Source organism: Streptomyces sp. NPDC006332, assembly GCF_040612855.1.
Taxonomy (GTDB): Bacteria; Actinomycetota; Actinomycetes; order Streptomycetales; family Streptomycetaceae; genus Streptomyces.
The window spans coordinates 142163-160197 of the sequence record NZ_JBEXRA010000007.1 but is presented as its reverse complement, the minus strand read 5'-3'; the positions used below and the strand labels follow the sequence as shown (position 1 = coordinate 160197).

Below are 18035 nucleotides of genomic sequence, written 5' to 3'. Positions count from 1 at the left end.
AGAGGTTCCCCCTCAGGCGCGGGGGCCTCGTGTTTCAGTCGGCGGCCTCGGTGCGCGCCTTTCGCAGGATCTCGCGGGCATTGCCGGAGACGAATGAACCCATGCCCACCTCGGTGTAGACGAGCCCTTCCTTCTTCAGGCCTACGTTGACTTTCCCAGCCGTGGCGGTGGCGATGCCGAACTCACCCACGAGTTGCTGCACCGATGGGACACGTCCGCCAGGGGGGTAAGTACCGTCTTCGATCCGGCTGCGGATGATGGCGGCCACCTGCCGCCAACGGGGAATGTCGGGTTGGAACTCCATCACCGTTCCATAGTGGGCCTAGCATACCTAGCTTATCGATCTATAGTTCCCCTAGGTTCCTATAGGTTTCTTCCGCTACGGTGGGGCGTAAGAGACCCCGGCGGCGATGGCACTCGCCCCGGGGCACGGCACCAGCTGCTAAGGAGCTGACGCATGTCCGACCTTATCCCTCCCCTCCTTCCTTGGTTGACCTTTAACCTCGCCGCAGTGGGAGTCCTGCTCTCCCTTCTGCACCCACCCCGGCCTGCCCTGGACGTCCCGTGCGCGCGGTTCCTCACCCGCGTGGATGTGCCACCGCGTCCCCGGCGCCGCCCCGAAACGCCACCCCTGGAAAGCGGCGCCTCCCTCCTCGTCCGCCCCTACGGCGTAGCCGCCGAACAAGCTGCTCGGCGGCACGAGTTGCTGCTGGCGGAACTCGGGTTCGACGGGCCCGGTCCCTACGTGATCCACGGGATGGAGGTCGCATGAGCGCGGACGGATTCGAAGCGGCTCGGCCACTGCCCTGGTCCGGCCTCGACGGTAGGCGGGCCTATGTCATCGCAGACCCCGAACGACCCGGGCCGGTCTCGCGCCGCGCCGACGCGTTGGAGAGCGTCCAGTTGGAGATGGCAGGTGTTCTGCTGGGGCACGCTTGGCAACTAGCGGACGAGGCGGGCCCCGAGGAGCTGCGTTACCTCGTGGTCGAGCTGACGCGCACGCTGGCCGAGACCCTGCGTATCGCCTTGCGGGTGAAGCCCTGAAGAAGTGATCTCGCTACGGCCGCACGCGTCCACAGTGTGCGGCCCACCTTTGCCTAAGCCCCCAGCTGACGGTGTACTCGCCCCTCGGCGAGCTCGTCGGACGCCTCCCCGTAGATCTGAGGCGCTTTACCCGGCCTGAGTACACCGCGTCCCATCGGTACGCTCAAGGTGTGAAGGCACGACAAGCGCAGCGTGTGCCTTGGATCGTGAGGGTGTCCGGAGCATCCCGGATGCCGTGTGCGACTGCTGGACGAGACGGGATCTCGTTCCGGGACGCGCACTGGTGGGACGACCTGCGGGCATGGCTGGGCAAGGGGGCGACGGAAAGCCGGGCACCTTCGAGGTGGACGTCGAGGGCGTGCGGTGCTGGAGCGAGGGGGGCCTGGCGGCCGGACTGTCCTCGGGGTGGACCCCGTGCAGGGATGCTCATCGTGACCGCCTCCACAGCCTGTGTGGCCGGGGGCGCGCTCGTGCTGTCGAAGGATCTGCTGCCGCGGGCCGCGAGCGTCACGCTCAAAGCGCTGAGGCTCGTCGTGGCCGTGCGGGAGACCCCGTTGAATCGTGCGCCCGCATGACCTGTCCCGGCTGAACAGGGCCTTCTTCAGCGTCAACGGCTTCATCGGCATCGCCCTGTTCGGGTGCGCGCTGCTGGATCTGCTGGTGCGTGGTCTGACGGTGTGAGCGGCGGCGGCGGTCGGTCCGCCGTCGGTCGGCCCGCCGTCGGCAGCCCCGACAGCGCGGGCTCCAAGCCCATGGCGGCCGGTCACCTGACGACGTGACATTGAGGCAATACATCCCATGACCGTGATGGTAGGGGAGGGACGCCTACGGCTGTCACGCTCAGTGGATTGAATAACCGCAGGTGGAGCGGTCGCATATATAAATTTCTGCCGCAGGTATGGACAGTGGTGTCCCGTCGGCTCTTAAATCCATCCCATGTCCGGAACCTACTGTTCCGCAGGGCCAGCCATCGAGGCGTGACGGCGGGTGGCTGCCGTGACTCCGAACCGACACCACGGCCCGCAGGCCGGGATGGCCACGCACCATGACTGAACCGATCAGCAACCACCGGCCCCGCCAGAGCCGTTCCGGCAGCGCGGCCACCGTCAACACCCGCGCCGTCGCCGCGCCCGCCTCCCACCTCTTACTCGCCGGGATCCGCGGCGACCGTTTCATTCCCCGGCACGGCTGACACGTCGTGCAGCGGGCGCCCGCCTGAGCGCGCCGCCGACCGAGGCCGCACGTCCGGCCCGCGCGCCCGCCACAGCCATGGGACGTCGGCCGCTGCCGACGAGGTGCCCCGGCCATCGCCTGCCTCGCGAGCCCGCTGTCCGCGAGCCCACTGTCCGTTCCCCTCCCCGCACGGCCCGACAAGGAGACGCAGCAATGGGCAGTTCGACCACGCTCGGCGTGCCGACGACGCTCCACGTGCCGAAGGTGAGCATGCGGCGCCGGGCCCGGCGCAGTGTCACCCGGCACTGGACGCTCTACCTGCTGCTGATGGTGCCGCTGGTACACCTGGCGATCTTCAAGTACGTCCCCATGACCAACGCGGTCATCGCCTTCAAGGACTACAACATCATCAGGGGCGTCTGGGGAAGCGACTGGGTGGGCCTGCGCAACTTCCAGCAGATCTTCAGTAATCCGGTCTTTTGGCAGTTGGTGAAGAACACCTTCCTGCTGTCGTTCTACGCGGTGATCGCGTGCTTCCCGGTGCCGGTCGTCCTGGCGCTGGCGCTGAACGAGATCCGTCAGGGGATCTTCAAGCGGACCGTCCAGATGGTGACGTACGCGCCGTACTTCATCTCCACCGTTGTCGTCGTCTCGATGACGATCATGATCCTGTCTCCCCAAACAGGCCTGATCAGCCATGTCACCGGCTTCCTCGGCGTCGGCAGGACGGACCTGCTGGCGGACGCGGACTACTTCCGGCACATCTACGTCTGGTCGGACGTCTGGCAGACCGCGGGGTACTCGGCGGTGATCTACCTGGCCACCCTCTCGGGTGTCGATCCGTCGTTGTACGAGGCGGCGCGCGTCGACGGCGCCACCCGGCTGCAGAAGATCTGGCACGTCGACCTGCCGAGCATCATGCCGACCGCGGTGATCATCCTTGTCCTCGCCGTCGGCAACATCATGACCATCGGCTTCGAGAAGGCCTACCTGCTGCAGAACCCGATGAACCTCAGCGCCTCGGAGATCATCGCCACCTACGTCTACAAGACCGGCCTGCTCAACGCCGACTTCAGCCAGGCGACCGCCATCGGGCTGCTGAACTCGGTGGTCAATCTGGCCCTGCTGGTCTGCGTGAACTTCGTCGCCAAACGACTCACCGGGAGCGGGGTATGGTCATGAGCCGGTCACAGATCACAGCGGTTGCCGGTCCGGAGAGCGATGACCGCCCGGGCTCGGCCGACACCCACCGGCGCCGACGCTCCACGCGTCCGCTCCCGCTCCGACGCTCGGGCGGCCGGCACATCCAGGAGACCCGTACCGACCGGATGTTCCTGTTCTGCACCTACCTGCTGCTGTGCACGTTTCTGGCCGTCGTTCTGCTTCCGCTGCTGAACATCGTCGCCAGTTCCCTCAGCGACCCGATAGCCGTCTCGTCCGGCCGGGTGCTCTTCTGGCCGGTCGACTTCTCCCTGCGCGGCTACGAAGTCGCCCTGAGCGACCCGCAGATCGTCACCGGGTTCCTCAACTCGCTCTTCTACACGGGGGCCGGCACGTTCGTCAGCGTCGTCCTCACGATCGCCCTGTCCTACCCCCTGTCCCGCAAGACCCTGTTCGGCCGTGGTCCGGTCATGGGGGTGGTGGTCTTCACCATGCTGTTCTCCGGCGGCCTGATACCCACCTATCTGGTGGTCCAGGCACTCGGAATGATCAACACCCCCTGGGCGCTGATCGTCCCGCAGGCCATCGGCGTCTGGCAGGTCGTCATCGCCAGCACCTACTTCCGCACCATGATCCCCGACGAGTTGTACGAGGCCGCCCAACTCGACGGATGCGGGGATCTGCGCTTCCTGTGGAAGGTCGCCCTGCCCCTGGCCAAACCGATGATCGCCGTGGTGGCGCTGATGTACGCCATCACCCAGTGGAACTCCTACTTCGACGCCCTGCTCTACCTGAAGGACGCCGACCTCTACCCGATCCAGCTGGTGCTGCGGAACATCCTCATCCTCAACACCACCTCCGGCGGCATGACGGACGCCTCCCAGATGCTGGAACGCCAGCAACTCGCCGACCTGCTCAAGTACTCCCTGATCGTCATCGCGAGCGTGCCCGTCCTGCTCATCTACCCCTTCGTCGCCCGGTACTTCACCAAAGGCATCATGATCGGCGCGATCAAGGGCTGAGCGGTCCGAGCCTCCCCCGCGCTCGCCTCACACCTCCCCGCAATCCCTCCTTCCCCGCACTCGCCTCACACCTCGAGGCCTGCCCCGCCCTCCCCCGCTCGCCTCACCCCCCCGCTTGTCATCCGCTCGTGACCAGAAGGGTTCCTCCCCCATGCCTCGTTCACCTCTCCTCACCAGAGCGGCGGTCGCCGGGACGCTGCTCGGCACCCTGTCGGCCTGCACCGGTGGTTCGTCCGGTAACACCGACCCTTCCGAGCCGCTCCCCACGATCACCGGGAACCCGCCGGTCACCCTCAGCGTCTTCGCGCCCCAGGCCGCGGACCAGAACCTCAAGACCAACCAGTTCACCCAGCTGATCAAGCGGAAGTTCAACATCACCATCAACTGGCAGACGACCACCCAGGACGGCGGCGCGGCCAAGGAGAAGCGCCAGATCTCGCTGGCCAGCGGTGACCTGCCCGACGTGTACCTGCTGATCCCCTGGGTGGACCAGTTCAGCCAGACGGAGCTCCTCAAGCTCTCCGGCCAGGGTGTCATCCAGCCGCTGAACCAGCTGATCGACCAGTACGGCCCCGACATCAAGAAGGCGTTCGCCCAAGTCCCCGCGTACAAGCGGATGGCCACCGCACCCGACGGCAAGGTCTACGGAATGCCTCAGTGGGTGGACTGCTACCACTGCTCGTATCCGTCCAAGCTGTGGACGAACAGCGCGTGGCTGAAGAAGCTGGGGCTGAAGCCGCCGACCACCACGGACGAGTTTCGCGACGTACTGAAAGCCTTCAAGACGAAGGACCCCAACGGCAACGGCAAGGCCGACGAGGTCCCGCTGAGCGGGGACACCGGCGACACGATCATCCCGTACCTGATGAACGCGTTCATCGACACGCCGAACGGCAACTTCACCCCCGCCACTAACCCCACCCTGGCGCTGAACCACGGCAAGGCCGACATCCAGGCGGACAAGCCCGGCTGGCGCGAGGGCCTGCGGTACATCAAGTCGCTCTACGACGAGGGTCTGATCGACAGCAGTGTCTTCACCCAGAACGCGGACGCCCTGCTGAAGCTGGGCGACCACGCGGGCGGGGTGGTTCTGGGCTCGGCCACGGTGATGCACCCCAACATCTTCGTCACCCAGGGACAGAAGGACGGCCGCGACCGGCAGTACGACGCGCTGCCTCCGCTGACCGGCCCGCAGGGCAAGAGCTACGCGACGTACGCCTCGTCGTCGGTGCCCGGAGCGACCTTCGTCGTCACCACCAAGGCCTCACCGAACCAGCAGATCGCGGCGATCAAGATGCTGAACTACATGTTCAGCCAGGAGGGCGAGCTCAACGGCATGTTCGGCCCGAAGGGCTGGGTCAAGCCGGGCCCCGGCGACGTCGCACTCGACGAGAGCCTGAAGACGCAGTACAAGCGGGTCGACTCTCCGCCTCCCAACGGCAACTGGAACGCGCTGGCGCAGTACAACAACACCGCGCAGTTCCGCAACACGCAGGCGGTGGCCAAGGACACCAAGTCGCCCGACGGATACGAGCGGCGGCTCTTCGAAGCCACCAAGCTTTACGAGACCCACGCGGACAAGGCCGAGACGTTCCCCTACGGGGAGGCCTGGATTGATCCGACGCAGGCGAGTGAACTCGCCACCCTCCAGACGAACATCGGCACCTTCGTACAGCAGAGTGCCGTGCAGTTCATCACCGGGAAGAAGTCCCTCGACTCGGACTGGGACTCGTACCTCAAGAACCTCGACCAGCTCGGGCTGAAGCGCTTCCTGCAGATCTACCAGCAGGCATACGACAAGACGCACTGATCTCACCAAGGACAGGAAAGCGATGCACTCCCCACACCCCCCGGCGGGCGACCCGACCTCCCCCACGACGGCCCTGGTCGCGCCGCCCGACCGCGGGATCCATGACACTGCTCCCGCCGATGCGTGGACCGACGGCTTTCTCACCGGCAACGGCGAGTACGGGGCGGTGGTGTACGGGGACCCGGCGCTGGAGAAGATCGTCCTCGACCACCACCGCCTCGTCCTGCCGAACGGCACCCGCGACCTCACCCCTCCGGTGCTCGCCGACCGGCTGGAAGCGGTGCGGGACAAGGCGCTGGCCGGTGACCACGCCGGAGCGAGCCGGGACTTCGCCGCCGGGTGGGAGCTGCGCTGGACCCAGACGTACCACCCCGCCTACGAGCTGCGGATCGCCACCACGCAGGACCCCGCCGCCGACCGGAACGACCGCAACGACCGGTACCAGGGGTACGACCGGTACACACGGGTCACCGACTTCCGCACGGGTGAGGTCACCTCCGCCTGGACGGACGGGCACGGCGCCTGGTCCCGGCGGGTCTTCGTCTCGCGCGCCGACCGGGTCGTCGTCCACGAACTGCTGCCGGCCCCGGGCCGTACCGTCGACGTCACCCTGGGCGTGCACACCGCGCTCGACGACACCGCGACCGACCACGGCGAGGGCGACAGCCTGCACACCCGCATGACGTTCACCACCCTGGCCGACGCCGGTGAGGGCTCCGGGTGGCTGAACCTGCGCGGCACCTACCCCGAGGGACTGGGCGCCCACGGCTACGAGGGCGTCACCCGCGTCGTGCCGACCGGCGGCACCCTCGCCGTCCACGGCTCGACCCTCGTCGTCCAAGGGGCGGCCAGGCTCACCCTCCTGACCCGACTGGACAGGTACGAGACGCCGACCGCCTGGGACGCCAGGCCCCTGCACGTGGGCCTGGCCACCCTGGAAGCCGACTACGGGGTCCTGCTCGCCCGGCACACGAAGATCCACTCGGAGCTGTACGACCGCTCCCGCCTCGACCTGCACGTCCCCGAGGCCGACCGCCGACTGTCCACCACCGAGCTGATCGCCCGTCAGAACGCCGACCGCGGCGTCATCGACCCCGCGCTCCTGGAGCGGCTCTACGACTGCGGCCGTTACCTCTTCCTCAGTTCCAGCGGCATCCTGCCGCCCCGCCTGACCGGTATCTGGACGGGCGCGTGGACCGCCGCCTGGGCCGGTGACTTCACCACCGACGCCAACGTCAACCTCCAGGTCGCCGGCGGCAACATCCTCGACCTCACCGAGGCCATGGAGGGCTACTTCGACCTGATCCTCGGTCAACTGGACCACTGGCGCACCAACGCCAGGAACCTCTACGGCGCCCGCGGCTTCCTCGCTCCCTCCCGTACCGACGGCGAGTACGGCCACATGCTGCACTTCAACGGCGGCGACTTCCCCGGCCACTGCTGGACCGGGGGCGCCGACTGGCTGCTCCTCCCGCTCCTGGAGTACTACGAGGTCACCGGCGACCAGGTGTTCCTGCGGGACAGGCTCGGCCCCGCGTTGATGGAACTGGCCCTGTTCTACGAGGACTTCCTCACCCGCAGGGACACCCACGGCAAGGCGGTCTTCGTGCCGTCCTTCTCCATGGAGAACGCCCCGGGCAGCACGGGCGAGCCCCTGTCCGTCAACGCCACCGGCGACATCGCGGCCGGCCGGCACGCCCTCCGGGCCGCCGTCGACGCCGCGGGCGTCCTCGGCGTCGAACAGGGCAGCGGTGAGGGCGTCGAACGCTGGACGGCACTGCTCGACAGGATCCCCGACTACCGGATCAACGAGGACGGCGCGCTCGCCGAATGGTCCTGGCCCGGCCTGAGCGACCACTACGACCACCGTCACATCCAGCACCTGTACGCGGTCTGGCCCCTGCACGAGGTCACCCCGGAGGACCGTCCCGACCTCGTGCCACCGGCACTCAAGGCGCTCGAACTGCGCGGCGACCAGAACCTCTCCGCACACGGCAGCCTCCATCGCGCCCTGGCCGCCGCCCGCCTCAAGAGCGGCGCCGGGGTGTACGACAACCTCCGGAAGATCATCGGCAGTGACATGCTCTTCCGGTCGCTGATGACCTCCCACAATCCCGGACGGCACATCTACAACGCGGACGCGGCGAACGCCCTGCCCGCCGTCCTGGCCGAGGCTCTGCTGCACACCAGGCCGGGCGTGGTGGAACTCCTTCCCGCACTGCCCGAGCAGTGGGACAAGGGCACGATCACCGGCCTGCGGGGCCGGGGCGGAATCCGCGTGCACAGCCTGGACTGGGACCTGTCGGACGGCCTCACGACGGTGACCGTCACCTCGGACCGGACCCAGGACATCACGCTGATCAGCCGCCGCGGCATCACGGCCGTCACCACCACCGCACAGGTCCGCCCCTCCACACTGGGCCCGCACGCCCGGAACGTCTCGTTCCCCGCCGGGGAACCCACCCGGATCGCGCTCTCCTTGCCGGCGGTCTGACGCACCCCGGACGTACCCGCGCCGGTGGCCTGTGCGGGCCGCGCCGGGGCGCCGAGGGGCGCATCCTCTCGAACCTGACCGGCCGGTCCTGAGTACGTCAGCGCACGCCGGTACGCTCGGGGTGTGAACGCAGGAGAAACGCAGCGCGTGCCTTGGATCGTGGGGGTCTCCGGGGCGTCCGGTACGCCGTATGCCGCCGCGGTCCTGCGCGCGTTGCTGGACGCGGGGGAGTGCGTCGACCTGGTCGTCAGCCGGGCCTCGCGGCTCACCCTGCTCGACGAGACCGGTATCGCCTTCCGGGACGCGCACTGGCAGGACGACCTGCGGGAATGGCTGGCCCGGGGGGCCGACGGCAAGCCCGACAGCTTCCGGGCGGACATCGACGGGGTGCGGTACTGGAGTGCCGGGGACCTGGCGGCCGGGCCGTCCTCGGGGTCGTACCCCTCGAAGGGGATGCTGATCGTGCCCGCGTCGACGGCGTGTGTCGCGGGTGTCGCGCTGGGGTTGTCCAAGGACCTGCTCCAGCGGGCCGCGAGCGTGACCCTGAAGGAGCGCCGCCCACTGGTCGTGGCCGTACGGGAGGCTCCCCTGGGTGGGCAGACACTGCGGCACCTGGTCGCCCTGGACGACGCCGGCGCGAGCGTGGTGCCCGCCTCGCCGGGCTTCTACGCGGGCGCCACCCACATCCAGGACCTGGTGGACTTCGTCGCCGGGCGGGTCCTCGACGCGGCGGGCGTCAAGCACCGCCTCTACCGCCGCTGGAAGGGCGAACTCGGCGGGGGTGGCGCAACCCGTGCGACCTGAGCGCCGTCTGAGCAAGTCGCAGTACCTGACATCACCCAAGAACTTTCAGCGGAAGGCTTCGATCGCATGGACGCCGTGGACAGGCAGCTCATCCAGGCCCTGAGAGAGAACGGCCGGGCCTCCTACGCGGAGCTGGGGCGCCTCGTCGGCCTGTCGGGACCCAGCGTCACCGACCGCATCAACCGGCTGGAGGCGGCCGGTGTCATCACCGGTTACCGCGCCACCGTCGACTCCGCCTCGCTCGGGCTGGGCGTCATCGCGCTGATCGGCATCTCGCTCTCCGACGCCGCCGACCACGAGGACGTGGCCGCCCGGCTGAAGGACCTCGGCGAGATCGAGGACTGCTGGTTCATCGCGGGCGACGACTCGTTCATGCTCAAGGTGCGGGCGACGGACGTGGACGGACTGGAGAAGATCATCCGCCGGCTGTCGGGGACCAAGGGCGTGTCCCGGACCCGCACCACGGTCGTGCTCTCCACGAAGTGGGAGAACAGGGTCGGGGAGCTGCCCGAGGAGGAGTAGGCAGCGTTCGGTGTCGTCCGGGGCCGGATCCCGCCCGAGGGGCGGGGGCGTACGGTTGTCGGATTCGTCTTGGAAAGGTTGTGGGCATGGATCTCGGGCTCAAGCGCGAGCTGGAGGAGAAGGTAAGGGCCGGTGAGCGGCTGACCCGTGAGGACGGCATCGCGCTGTACGAGTCGGACGACCTGGCCTGGCTCGGGGGACTCGCGCACGAGGTGCGGACGCGTAAGAACGGTGACGTCGTCCACTTCAACGTCAACCGTCACCTCAACATGACCAACGTGTGCACCGCGTCCTGTGCCTACTGCTCCTTCCAGCGCAAGCCGGGCGAGAAGGACGCGTACACGATGCGCATCGAGGAGGCGGTGAAGCTCGCGCAGGCGATGGAGGGCGAGAACCTCACCGAGCTGCACATCGTCAACGGGCTGCACCCGAGCCTGCCGTGGCGCTACTACCCGCGGTCGCTGAGCGAGCTGAAGAAGGCGCTGCCGAACGTCTCCCTCAAGGCCTTCACGGCCACCGAGATCCACCACTTCGAGACCATCTCCGGGCTCGGCGCGAGTGAGATCCTCGACGAGCTCATCGACGCCGGTCTGGAGTCGTTGACCGGCGGCGGCGCCGAGATCTTCGACTGGGAGGTCCGCCAGCACATCGTCGACCACGACACCCACTGGGAGGACTGGTCGCGCATCCACCGGCTGGCGCACGAGAAGGGGCTGAAGACCCCGTGCACCATGCTCTACGGCCACATCGAGGAGCCCCGCCACCGGGTGGACCACGTGCTGCGGCTGCGTGAACTCCAGGACGAGACGAACGGTTTCCAGGTCTTCATCCCCCTCCGCTACCAGCACGACTTCGTGGACATGAAGGACGGCAAGGTCCGCAACCGGCTCCAGGCGCGGACCCAGATGGCGACCGGCGCGGAGGCCCTCAAGACCTTCGCCGTGTCCCGGCTGTTGTTCGACAACATCCCGCACGTCAAGGTCTTCTGGGTGATGCACGGCGTCCAGACGGCCCAGCTGGCCCTCCAGCACGGCGCCGACGACATGGACGGCTCGGTCGTCGAGTACAAGATCACCCACGACGCCGACAACTACGGCACCCCGAACAAGCTCACCCGCGAGGACCTCCTCGACCTCATCCGCGACGCGGGCTTCCGCCCCGTCGAGCGGAACACGCGATACGAGATCCTCCGCGAGTACGAGGGCCCCGACCCGGCCCGTCGGGAGGCACCGCAGCCGATGCGAGTCTGAGCCCGTTCCCGCCCGCGGGCGCGTGGGTGGCTGTTCGCGCAGTTCCCCGCGCCCCTGGGACGGACGTCTGAGGTCCCCTGCAAGCTGAGCCGAGCATGCCCACCTAGGGGCGCGGGGAACTGCGCGGCCGGCCCCCACTCACCCGCACCCGGCATGGGCCCCACGGGTCTGAGTCCGGTCTCGTCCGCGGGCGCGTGGGTGGCTGTTCGCGCAGTTCCCCGCGCCCCTGGGACGGGCATCTGAGGTCCCCTGCAAGCTGAGCCGAGTATGCCCACCTAGGGGCGCGGGGAACTGCGCGACCGGCCCCCACTCACCCGCACCCGGCATGGGCCCCACGGGTCTGAGGCCGTTTCTGAGGTCCCCTGCAAACTGAGCCGTGTATGCCCACCTAGGGGCGCGGGGAACTGCGCGGCCGGCCCCCACTCACCCGCACCCGGCATGGGCCCCACGGGTCTGAGGCCGTTTCTGAGGTCCCCTGCAAGCTGAGCCGTGTATGCCCACCTAGGGGCGCGGGGATCTGCGCGACCGGCCCCCACACACCCGCACCCGGCATGGGTCCGAACCCACCCGGCGGGTACTCGGCCCGCATGCCTCCCGAGGACGCATACACGGCGGAGCCCTTCGTGCCGGACCGCGGCGGTCTCACGGCCCTGCGCCGCGCCGCCGCGGACTGCCGGGGCTGCCCTCTGCACCGGGACGCCACCCAGACCGTGTTCGGTGCCGGAAAGGCGGACGCCCGCGTCATGCTCGTGGGCGAGCAGCCCGGTGACCAGGAGGACCGCCAGGGCAAACCCTTCGTCGGCCCCGCCGGCAAGCTCCTGGACCGCGCCCTGGAAGAGGCGGGCATCGAGCCCGCGGACACCTACGTCACCAACGCCGTCAAGCACTTCAAGTTCACCCAGGCGGAGCCGCGCAAGCGCCGGATACACCGCGCGCCGACGCTGCGGGAGATGACGGCGTGCGCCCCGTGGCTAGCCGCCGAGCTGGCTCTCGTCGAACCGGAGCTGATCGTGGTGCTGGGAGCCACCGCAGGCAAGGCCCTGTTGGGGTCGTCGTTCCGGGTCACACAGGTGCGCGGGACCGTTCTGGAGGAGGAGCTCCACGGTCGCCCGGAGCGGCTGGTGCCGACCGTGCACCCGTCGTCGGTGCTGCGGTCGGACGACCGGGAGGCCGCGTACCGGGGACTGGTCGCCGACCTGACGGTGGCGGCGCAGGCGCTGGGGTGACGTACGCGACGTCGATACGCCCTTGAGGAGACCCTCGCGTAATAACTACTCTCCCCTCATGCCCCTTACCTTCACCCTCGACCCGGCCGTCACCCCCGCCCTGCGCGACGGCCTCCTCGACCTGTGGACGGACGTCACCAACGCGGGCGGTGCCGTCGGTTTCGTGGCACCGGTGAGCCGGGAGACGATCAGGCCCGAACTGGTGAAGCACTTCGTCGGGATGGCCGAGGGATGCACCCGGCTGCTCGTCGGGTACGACGAGGAGGGGCAGGTCGCCGCGGCCTCCTTCCTCACCTTCAACACGCACCGGCTGATGACGCACTGGCTGTGGCTCTACACGGTCATGGTCCACCCCCGGCACCAGGGCAAGGGGTACGGCCGGGACCTGCTGGCCGCCGCCGCGGACGCGGCCCGCACCCTCGACGGCATCGAGGCGATCCGGCTCACCTGCCGCGGCGGTCTCGGCCTTGAGCGGTTCTACGAGTCCTGCGGCTACAAGGAGGTCGGCCGGATCCCCGACGCGATTCGCGTCGCCCCCGGCGACGACCGCGACGACGTGATCATGCTGCTTCCGCTGCACTGACCGGCCTGACCTGACCCGACCGGACCCGGTCCACCCCCCTCGTAGATCCGAACGTGGGCGTGCTTCACTGGGCAGTGCCCCTTTTTGGAATCGGAAGAGTGGATTGAGATGCTCCGCTACACGCTGATGCGCCTCGGGATCTTCGTGGGCTGCCTCGTGGTCGTCTGGGGCCTCGTCTACTCCGGTGCCGCCCCGCGTGGCCTCGGCGCCTCCAACGGCATGTGGGTCATCCTGTTGGCCCTGGTGATCTCCGCCCCGATCAGCTTCGTGGTGCTCCGCAAGGAACGCGACCGCGCCTCGATCCAGGTCGTGCGGAAGGTGGACCGTGTGAAGGCCAACCTGGAGGCGAACCGCAGCCAGGAGGACACCGTCGACGACACGGCGCGGGCCCAGAGCCAGACTTCCTGACCTGACTGCGAGTGGTCGGCACCCAACTACTCTGTGCGCATGGGTGCCGTGAAGAGCAAGCGGATGCCGCGGGCGGTCCGTGAGCAGCAGATGCTGGACGCCGCCGTACGGACCTTCGGGCAGCGCGGGTACATGGCCGCCTCGATGGACGAGATCGCCGAACTGGCGGGCGTGTCCAAGCCGTTGGTGTACCTGTACCTGAACTCGAAGGAAGACCTCTTCACCGCCTGCATCCGGCGTGAGGCGCGGGCGCTCACCGAGGCGGTGCGGGCCGCGGTCGGGCCCGGTCTGCCGGCCGACCGTCAACTCTGGGACGGGCTGCGGGCGTTCTTCGGGCACACCGCGCAGAACCCGGACGGCTGGTCGGTCCTGCACCTCCAGGCCCGCACCCACGGCGAGCCGTTCGCCGCCGAGGTCACCGCGATGCGGGCGGAACTGGTCGCGTTCGTGACCCAGTTGATCGTCGTCGCGGCCCGGTCCGCCCACCGCGACCCCGATCTGCCGGAGCGGGAGGTCGCCGGTCTGGCCGAGTCCCTGGTCGGAGCCGCCGAGTCGCTGGCCGACTGGGCCAACGCGACGGACGGTGTCACCGCCCGGCAGGCCGCGGCGACCCTGATGAACTTCGCGTGGGCCGGCCTGGGCGACCTGATGGAAGGGCGCCCCTGGTCACCGCCCGACTCCGCTCACGAGACCAGCGGGTAGACGCCACCGGTCACATGGGTACGGCCGTCCGCGCCGCGCAGTTCGAAGAGCCCGTCCCCGGCCGCGTACGTGACCGTCCCCGGCAGTGGCACCGGCGCCCGGAAGTCGGCCCGCATCACGGCTGCGGCCGGGGTGCCGTGCGCGGCCAGACAGCGGGCCACCGTCCACATGCCGTGCGCGATGGCCCCGCGGAAGCCGAACAGCCGGGCGGTGAGCGGGTACAGGTGGATCGGGTTGCGGTCCCCGGAGACCGCGCCGTACCGCCGCCCCACGTCCCCGGCGAGCTGCCACTCGGCGATGGTGGGCAGGGGGGCCCGCTGTTCGGCTATGGAGGTCACAGCGGCCACGGATGCCGTGGATTCCGGCAGGACGTCCGTGCGGTGCCGGGCCAGATACGTACTCCGCGACTCCCACACCACCTCGTCTCCCGCCGCTCCGACGCCCCCCGTCCGCCCCACGTCCGCCACCCGTACCTCGGTCACCACCGCGGCCTCGGTGCCCCGCCGGTGCGGGACCACCTCGTCGACGTACACCGTGATCCGGTACTCCCCGGTCGCGGTCATCGCCCGCCGCTGGGTGATCTCGACGGACGTGTGGACGAGCCCGAGCAGCGGCAGCGGGAAGTCCCGGCCGCTCATCAACCGCATGGCCAGCGGGAAGCCCAGGACGTGCGGATACGTCGGCGGCAGCGCGTCGTCCCCGGTCGGGAACCCGCACACCCGCTCGTAGGCGGCCAGCCGCGCCAGGTCCACGCGCAGACCGGGCAGCGCCAGCCGGGTGCGGGGGAAGCCCGCGTCCGGGCGGGGCCGTTTGAACGGGGACAGCAGGGCGCCACGGGCGAGCAGGGGCGCCAGGGAGGGGGAGCCGGTCAGGACGGTCAGGTGGCGGTCGACCATGTCATCTCCCAGCTGCGGTCACTGCCCTTACCCGCCTTCTTACTCCGGAGTAAGGTTACTTCCGGTAAGCCTAAGTCAAAGGTGCGGAACGGGTCGATATGAGCCCGTCGGGGCAGCCGGCGTCACGGTGATCCAGGTGCGCGCCCGGCGACCGTCCTGACCAGGGCGGACGCGAATCTTCCGCACGTAACCTCCGAGGTTGCACATGCCCGGCTCTGAAACACCCCCGAACCCGCACCAACCTTCCACGAGAGCCCCGTACGATCACCGCCTAACCCCCGGTAACCCGGCACTGCCACCAAGGGGTCGCTGCGTGATGACCTCATCGGGTGCGCACCGTATACAAGGACCACTAAGTCGCAACAGCCGGTGAACGTCCCGGTACGTACCGCACGTACCACTTGCAGCAGAGTGGAACCGAGCTGCACGCCTCAGGAGCTGCCCCATGTCCCTCTCCTACCTGTCCGGCCACGACTACGACGGCGCGCCCGTTCTGGTCGCACCGGAGATCCGGCGACTGGACGGTGAGGTCCGGGAGGTGTCCGTGCCGGCGATCGCCCCGCCGGTCACCCACGGCTCCCTGGCGGACCTGCCCTTCGACAACGCCGACGCGGCTCCCGAGCACCGGGTGCTCAGCCGCCGCACGGGGGACGGGAGCTGGGAGCATGTGACGGCCGCCCAGTTCGCCGAGCAGGTACTGGCGTTGGCGAAGGGCATGATCGCGGAGGGGCTGATGCCCGGCGACCGGATCGCCGTCATGGCCCGGACGATCTACGAGTGGACGCTCCTCGACTTCGCCGCGTGGGCCGCCGGTCTGGTCACCGTGCCGATCTACCCCACCTCCTCCGTCTTCCAGACCCGCTGGATCCTCCAGGACTCCGGTGCGGTGGCCCTGGTGACGGAGCACGCGTCCCAGGCGGCGGCGCTGGGCCCGGAGCTCAACCGGCTGCCCGACCTGAGTCACATGTGGGTCATCGAGAAGGGGCACCTGGAGCGGGTGGCGGAGCTCGGCGGGCCGGTCCCCGACCAGGAAGTCACCGTACGGCGGGGGATGCTGGGCCCGGGCACCCTCGCCACCGTCGTCTACACCTCCGGCACGACCGGCCGCCCCAAGGGCTGTGTGCTGACGCACGGCAACTTCCTCGCCGAGGTCGACAACGCGATCGAACTGCTCCACCCCGTCTTCCGGTCGACGTCCTCCGAGGAACTGGCCACCCTCCTCTTCCTCCCCATGTCCCACGTCTTCGGCCGCATGGTGGCGATCGCGTGCGTCCGGGCCCGGGTACGGCTGGGGCACGCGCCGAGCCTGAACGCGGAGGACCTGGTGGCCGAGCTCGGCGCCTTCAGACCGACGTTCCTGCTGTGTATCCCGTACATGCTGGAGAAGGTCTTCAACAGCGCCCGGGCCAAGGCGGAGACCGGCGGCAAGGCGACCGCCTTCGACCGCGCGGTGAACGTCGCCGTCCGCTACGGCGAGGCGATGGAGGCCCGCCTGGCCGGCACCGGCTCCGGGCCGAGCACCGCCCTGAAGGCCTCCCGCACCTTCTACGACTCGCTCATCTACCGCCGGATCCGCAACGCCATGGGCGGCAGGGTCCGCCACATCATCAGCGGCGGCTCACCACTCGGCCGCCGGCTCGCCGCGTTCTACGCGGGCGCGGGCATGGAGATCATCGAGGGCTACGGCCTGACCGAGTCGACCGGCGCGGCCACGGTCACCCCGCCGCTCAAGCCCCGCCTGGACACGGTCGGCTGGCCGCTGCCCGGCACCAAAGTCCGGATCGCGGCGGACGGCGAGATCCTGCTCAGCGGGGAGCACGTGTTCCGCGGCTACTGGGACCCGCACGGCGGCGGAGTGATCCCCGCGTCCACCGACGGCTGGTTCCCCACCGGCGACATCGGCCGTCTCGACGACGAGGGGTACCTCACGATCACCGGCCGCAAGAAGGAGATCCTGATCACCGCGGGCGGCAAGAACGTGGCCCCCGCCCCGCTGGAGAACTGGCTGCGCTCCCACCCCCTGATCTCCCAGTGCATCGTCCTGGGCGACCGCCGCCCCTACATCTCCGCGCTGATCACCCTGGACATGGCCGGTGTCTCCCACTGGCGCCGGATGAACGGCAAGCACCCGGTCCCGGCGCAGCTCCTGGTCACCGACGACGAACTGCGCCAGATCCTCCAGCGGGCGGTCGACGAGGCCAACAAGCTCGTCTCCCGCCCGGAGTCCATCCGCCGGTTCACGATCCTGCCCACCGACTTCTCCGAGGAGTCCGGCCATCTGACGCCGTCGATGAAACTGCGGCGGGAGACGGTGCTGAAGGATTTCGCGCAGGAGGTGGAGGGGCTCTACGAGCGGTGAGCCGGGGCGCGCTCCCGGCACCCGCCGGGGGCCGGTTGGTCCACCAAAGGGCAGGAGCCCCGTCGCCTTGCGGCGCGGGGCTCCTTGGGTACTGCTGTCGGTTCCGGATCAGAGCTTTGGGCTCATGAACTCAGACAGGGGTGACGTTCTCCGCCTGCGGGCCCTTCGGGCCCTGCGTGACGTCGAAGGAAACCTGCTGGTTCTCCTCCAGCGAACGGAAACCGCTCGCGTTGATCGCGGAGTAGTGGACGAAGACGTCGGGGCCGCCGCCTTCCTGGGCGATGAATCCAAAGCCCTTTTCGGCGTTGAACCACTTCACGGTTCCGGTAGCCATAAGCCCTCCTTGGGCCCAAAGGGTTGCCCTGCTCCAGAACCCTGCAAGTGTGAAAACAAAAATGCCGCACAACTGCATACGTCTGAAAACGACTGGAGCCCGCGGTCACATGCTCCGCAGGCTCTGTACTGCAAGGGAAACCAAACTGCAACTTGCGGCGAGCCTAGCACGCGGGCAGCCGAAAGCAATAGAGGCCAAGATCACGTCACCCGGATGTTTGAAGATCGTTTGGAGGTTGACCCCGGGG

General features: G+C 68.9%; 18 protein-coding genes and 2 pseudogenes. 17 read left to right on the top strand and 3 right to left on the bottom strand.

All coding sequences use genetic code 11. The features are described 5' to 3' along the window. Window positions 1-34: 34 nt before the first annotated feature. Window positions 35-304, bottom strand: coding sequence for a GntR family transcriptional regulator (locus tag ABZ027_RS09380; protein WP_356766028.1), 270 nt, complete (start codon window positions 302-304; stop codon window positions 35-37). A 207-nt stretch (window positions 305-511) separates the two neighbouring features. On the opposite strand from ABZ027_RS09380, the gene ABZ027_RS09375 reads away from it, so the two are divergent. From ABZ027_RS09375 to ABZ027_RS09300, 16 genes and pseudogenes are all read left to right on the top strand, one after another. Further along, on the top strand, window positions 512-772 hold the full coding sequence (locus ABZ027_RS09375; protein ID WP_356766026.1) for a hypothetical protein: 261 nt from the start codon (window positions 512-514) through the stop codon (window positions 770-772). Continuing rightward, the gene (locus ABZ027_RS09370; RefSeq protein ID WP_356766024.1) at window positions 769-1044 is read left to right on the top strand and encodes a hypothetical protein; all 276 of its coding nucleotides are present in this window, start codon (window positions 769-771) and stop codon (window positions 1042-1044) included. Before ABZ027_RS09375 ends, ABZ027_RS09370 begins: the two co-directional genes overlap by 4 nt. 230 nt (window positions 1045-1274) lie before the next feature. Then, window positions 1275-1604 (top strand): annotated as a pseudogene (locus tag ABZ027_RS09365) (flavoprotein); the annotation flags it as partial. Then, a pseudogene (gene ubiA, locus ABZ027_RS09360) lies at window positions 1603-1725 on the top strand (4-hydroxybenzoate octaprenyltransferase); the annotation flags it as partial. The pseudogenes ABZ027_RS09365 and ubiA, both read left to right, overlap by 2 nt. Before the next feature lie 364 nt (window positions 1726-2089). Next, the gene (locus ABZ027_RS09355) at window positions 2090-2236 is read left to right on the top strand and encodes a hypothetical protein (protein WP_356766022.1); all 147 of its coding nucleotides are present in this window, start codon (window positions 2090-2092) and stop codon (window positions 2234-2236) included. A 194-nt stretch (window positions 2237-2430) separates the two neighbouring features. Next, window positions 2431-3399, top strand: coding sequence for an ABC transporter permease subunit (locus ABZ027_RS09350; protein ID WP_356766020.1), 969 nt, complete (start codon window positions 2431-2433; stop codon window positions 3397-3399). Next, complete coding sequence (locus ABZ027_RS09345) at window positions 3396-4400, top strand: carbohydrate ABC transporter permease (protein ID WP_356766018.1); 1005 nt, start codon at window positions 3396-3398, stop codon at window positions 4398-4400. Before ABZ027_RS09350 ends, ABZ027_RS09345 begins: the two co-directional genes overlap by 4 nt. A gap of 151 nt (window positions 4401-4551) precedes the next feature. Continuing rightward, window positions 4552-6210 carry an ABC transporter substrate-binding protein gene (locus ABZ027_RS09340; RefSeq protein ID WP_356766016.1) on the top strand — a complete coding sequence of 553 codons (1659 nt, stop codon included), beginning with the start codon at window positions 4552-4554 and terminating at the stop codon, window positions 6208-6210. Between the two features lie 22 nt (window positions 6211-6232). After that, window positions 6233-8704, top strand: coding sequence for a glycoside hydrolase N-terminal domain-containing protein (locus tag ABZ027_RS09335; RefSeq protein ID WP_356766014.1), 2472 nt, complete (start codon window positions 6233-6235; stop codon window positions 8702-8704). 147 nt (window positions 8705-8851) lie between these two features. Then, window positions 8852-9508: a UbiX family flavin prenyltransferase gene (locus ABZ027_RS09330; RefSeq protein WP_356766012.1), complete on the top strand. Its 657-nt coding sequence runs from the start codon at window positions 8852-8854 to the stop codon at window positions 9506-9508. A gap of 66 nt (window positions 9509-9574) precedes the next feature. Next, window positions 9575-10030, top strand: a complete 456-nt coding sequence (locus tag ABZ027_RS09325) for an Lrp/AsnC family transcriptional regulator (protein WP_356766010.1) — start codon at window positions 9575-9577, stop codon at window positions 10028-10030. A gap of 86 nt (window positions 10031-10116) precedes the next feature. Next, window positions 10117-11280: an aminofutalosine synthase MqnE gene (gene mqnE, locus ABZ027_RS09320; protein WP_356766008.1), complete on the top strand. Its 1164-nt coding sequence runs from the start codon at window positions 10117-10119 to the stop codon at window positions 11278-11280. A 587-nt stretch (window positions 11281-11867) separates the two neighbouring features. Next, window positions 11868-12506 carry a UdgX family uracil-DNA binding protein gene (locus ABZ027_RS09315; protein WP_356766006.1) on the top strand — a complete coding sequence of 213 codons (639 nt, stop codon included), beginning with the start codon at window positions 11868-11870 and terminating at the stop codon, window positions 12504-12506. 58 nt (window positions 12507-12564) lie between these two features. After that, the gene (locus ABZ027_RS09310; protein ID WP_356766004.1) at window positions 12565-13089 is read left to right on the top strand and encodes a GNAT family N-acetyltransferase; all 525 of its coding nucleotides are present in this window, start codon (window positions 12565-12567) and stop codon (window positions 13087-13089) included. 108 nt (window positions 13090-13197) lie between these two features. Beyond that, a complete protein-coding gene (locus tag ABZ027_RS09305; RefSeq protein WP_356766002.1) occupies window positions 13198-13497 on the top strand; it encodes a DUF4229 domain-containing protein in 300 nt (99 codons plus the stop codon). A 39-nt stretch (window positions 13498-13536) separates the two neighbouring features. Next, window positions 13537-14199, top strand: coding sequence for a TetR/AcrR family transcriptional regulator (locus tag ABZ027_RS09300; protein WP_356766000.1), 663 nt, complete (start codon window positions 13537-13539; stop codon window positions 14197-14199). Here the strand turns inward: ABZ027_RS09300 and ABZ027_RS09295 are convergent. Beyond that, the gene (locus ABZ027_RS09295; protein ID WP_356765998.1) at window positions 14181-15095 is read right to left on the bottom strand and encodes a MaoC/PaaZ C-terminal domain-containing protein; all 915 of its coding nucleotides are present in this window, start codon (window positions 15093-15095) and stop codon (window positions 14181-14183) included. The genes ABZ027_RS09300 and ABZ027_RS09295 overlap by 19 nt on opposite strands. Window positions 15096-15540: 445 nt before the next feature. On the opposite strand from ABZ027_RS09295, the gene ABZ027_RS09290 reads away from it, so the two are divergent. Further along, entirely contained in the window at window positions 15541-17454 is a 1914-nt protein-coding gene (locus ABZ027_RS09290) for an AMP-dependent synthetase/ligase (protein ID WP_356765996.1), read from the top strand. A 130-nt stretch (window positions 17455-17584) separates the two neighbouring features. Here ABZ027_RS09290 and ABZ027_RS09285 read toward each other — a convergent pair whose 3' ends face one another. Then, window positions 17585-17788: a cold-shock protein gene (locus ABZ027_RS09285; protein ID WP_003992177.1), complete on the bottom strand. Its 204-nt coding sequence runs from the start codon at window positions 17786-17788 to the stop codon at window positions 17585-17587. Window positions 17789-18035 lie beyond the last annotated feature (247 nt).

Bases quoted from the DNA above. Each gene is read 5' to 3' on its own strand.
- ABZ027_RS09380 (WP_356766028.1), bottom strand. From the start codon at position 304: ATGGAGTTCCAACCCGACATTCCCCGTTGGCGGCAGGTGGCCGCCATC.
- ABZ027_RS09370 (WP_356766024.1), top strand. From the start codon at position 769: ATGAGCGCGGACGGATTCGAAGCGGCTCGGCCACTGCCCTGGTCCGGC.
- ABZ027_RS09355 (WP_356766022.1), top strand. From the start codon at position 2,090: ATGACTGAACCGATCAGCAACCACCGGCCCCGCCAGAGCCGTTCCGGC.
- ABZ027_RS09350 (WP_356766020.1), top strand. From the start codon at position 2,431: ATGGGCAGTTCGACCACGCTCGGCGTGCCGACGACGCTCCACGTGCCG.
- ABZ027_RS09345 (WP_356766018.1), top strand. From the start codon at position 3,396: ATGAGCCGGTCACAGATCACAGCGGTTGCCGGTCCGGAGAGCGATGAC.
- ABZ027_RS09340 (WP_356766016.1), top strand. From the start codon at position 4,552: ATGCCTCGTTCACCTCTCCTCACCAGAGCGGCGGTCGCCGGGACGCTG.
- ABZ027_RS09335 (WP_356766014.1), top strand. From the start codon at position 6,233: ATGCACTCCCCACACCCCCCGGCGGGCGACCCGACCTCCCCCACGACG.
- ABZ027_RS09325 (WP_356766010.1), top strand. From the start codon at position 9,575: ATGGACGCCGTGGACAGGCAGCTCATCCAGGCCCTGAGAGAGAACGGC.
- mqnE (WP_356766008.1), top strand. From the start codon at position 10,117: ATGGATCTCGGGCTCAAGCGCGAGCTGGAGGAGAAGGTAAGGGCCGGT.
- ABZ027_RS09315 (WP_356766006.1), top strand. From the start codon at position 11,868: ATGCCTCCCGAGGACGCATACACGGCGGAGCCCTTCGTGCCGGACCGC.
- ABZ027_RS09310 (WP_356766004.1), top strand. From the start codon at position 12,565: ATGCCCCTTACCTTCACCCTCGACCCGGCCGTCACCCCCGCCCTGCGC.
- ABZ027_RS09305 (WP_356766002.1), top strand. From the start codon at position 13,198: ATGCTCCGCTACACGCTGATGCGCCTCGGGATCTTCGTGGGCTGCCTC.
- ABZ027_RS09300 (WP_356766000.1), top strand. From the start codon at position 13,537: ATGGGTGCCGTGAAGAGCAAGCGGATGCCGCGGGCGGTCCGTGAGCAG.
- ABZ027_RS09295 (WP_356765998.1), bottom strand. From the start codon at position 15,095: ATGGTCGACCGCCACCTGACCGTCCTGACCGGCTCCCCCTCCCTGGCG.
- ABZ027_RS09290 (WP_356765996.1), top strand. From the start codon at position 15,541: ATGTCCCTCTCCTACCTGTCCGGCCACGACTACGACGGCGCGCCCGTT.
- ABZ027_RS09285 (WP_003992177.1), bottom strand. From the start codon at position 17,788: ATGGCTACCGGAACCGTGAAGTGGTTCAACGCCGAAAAGGGCTTTGGA.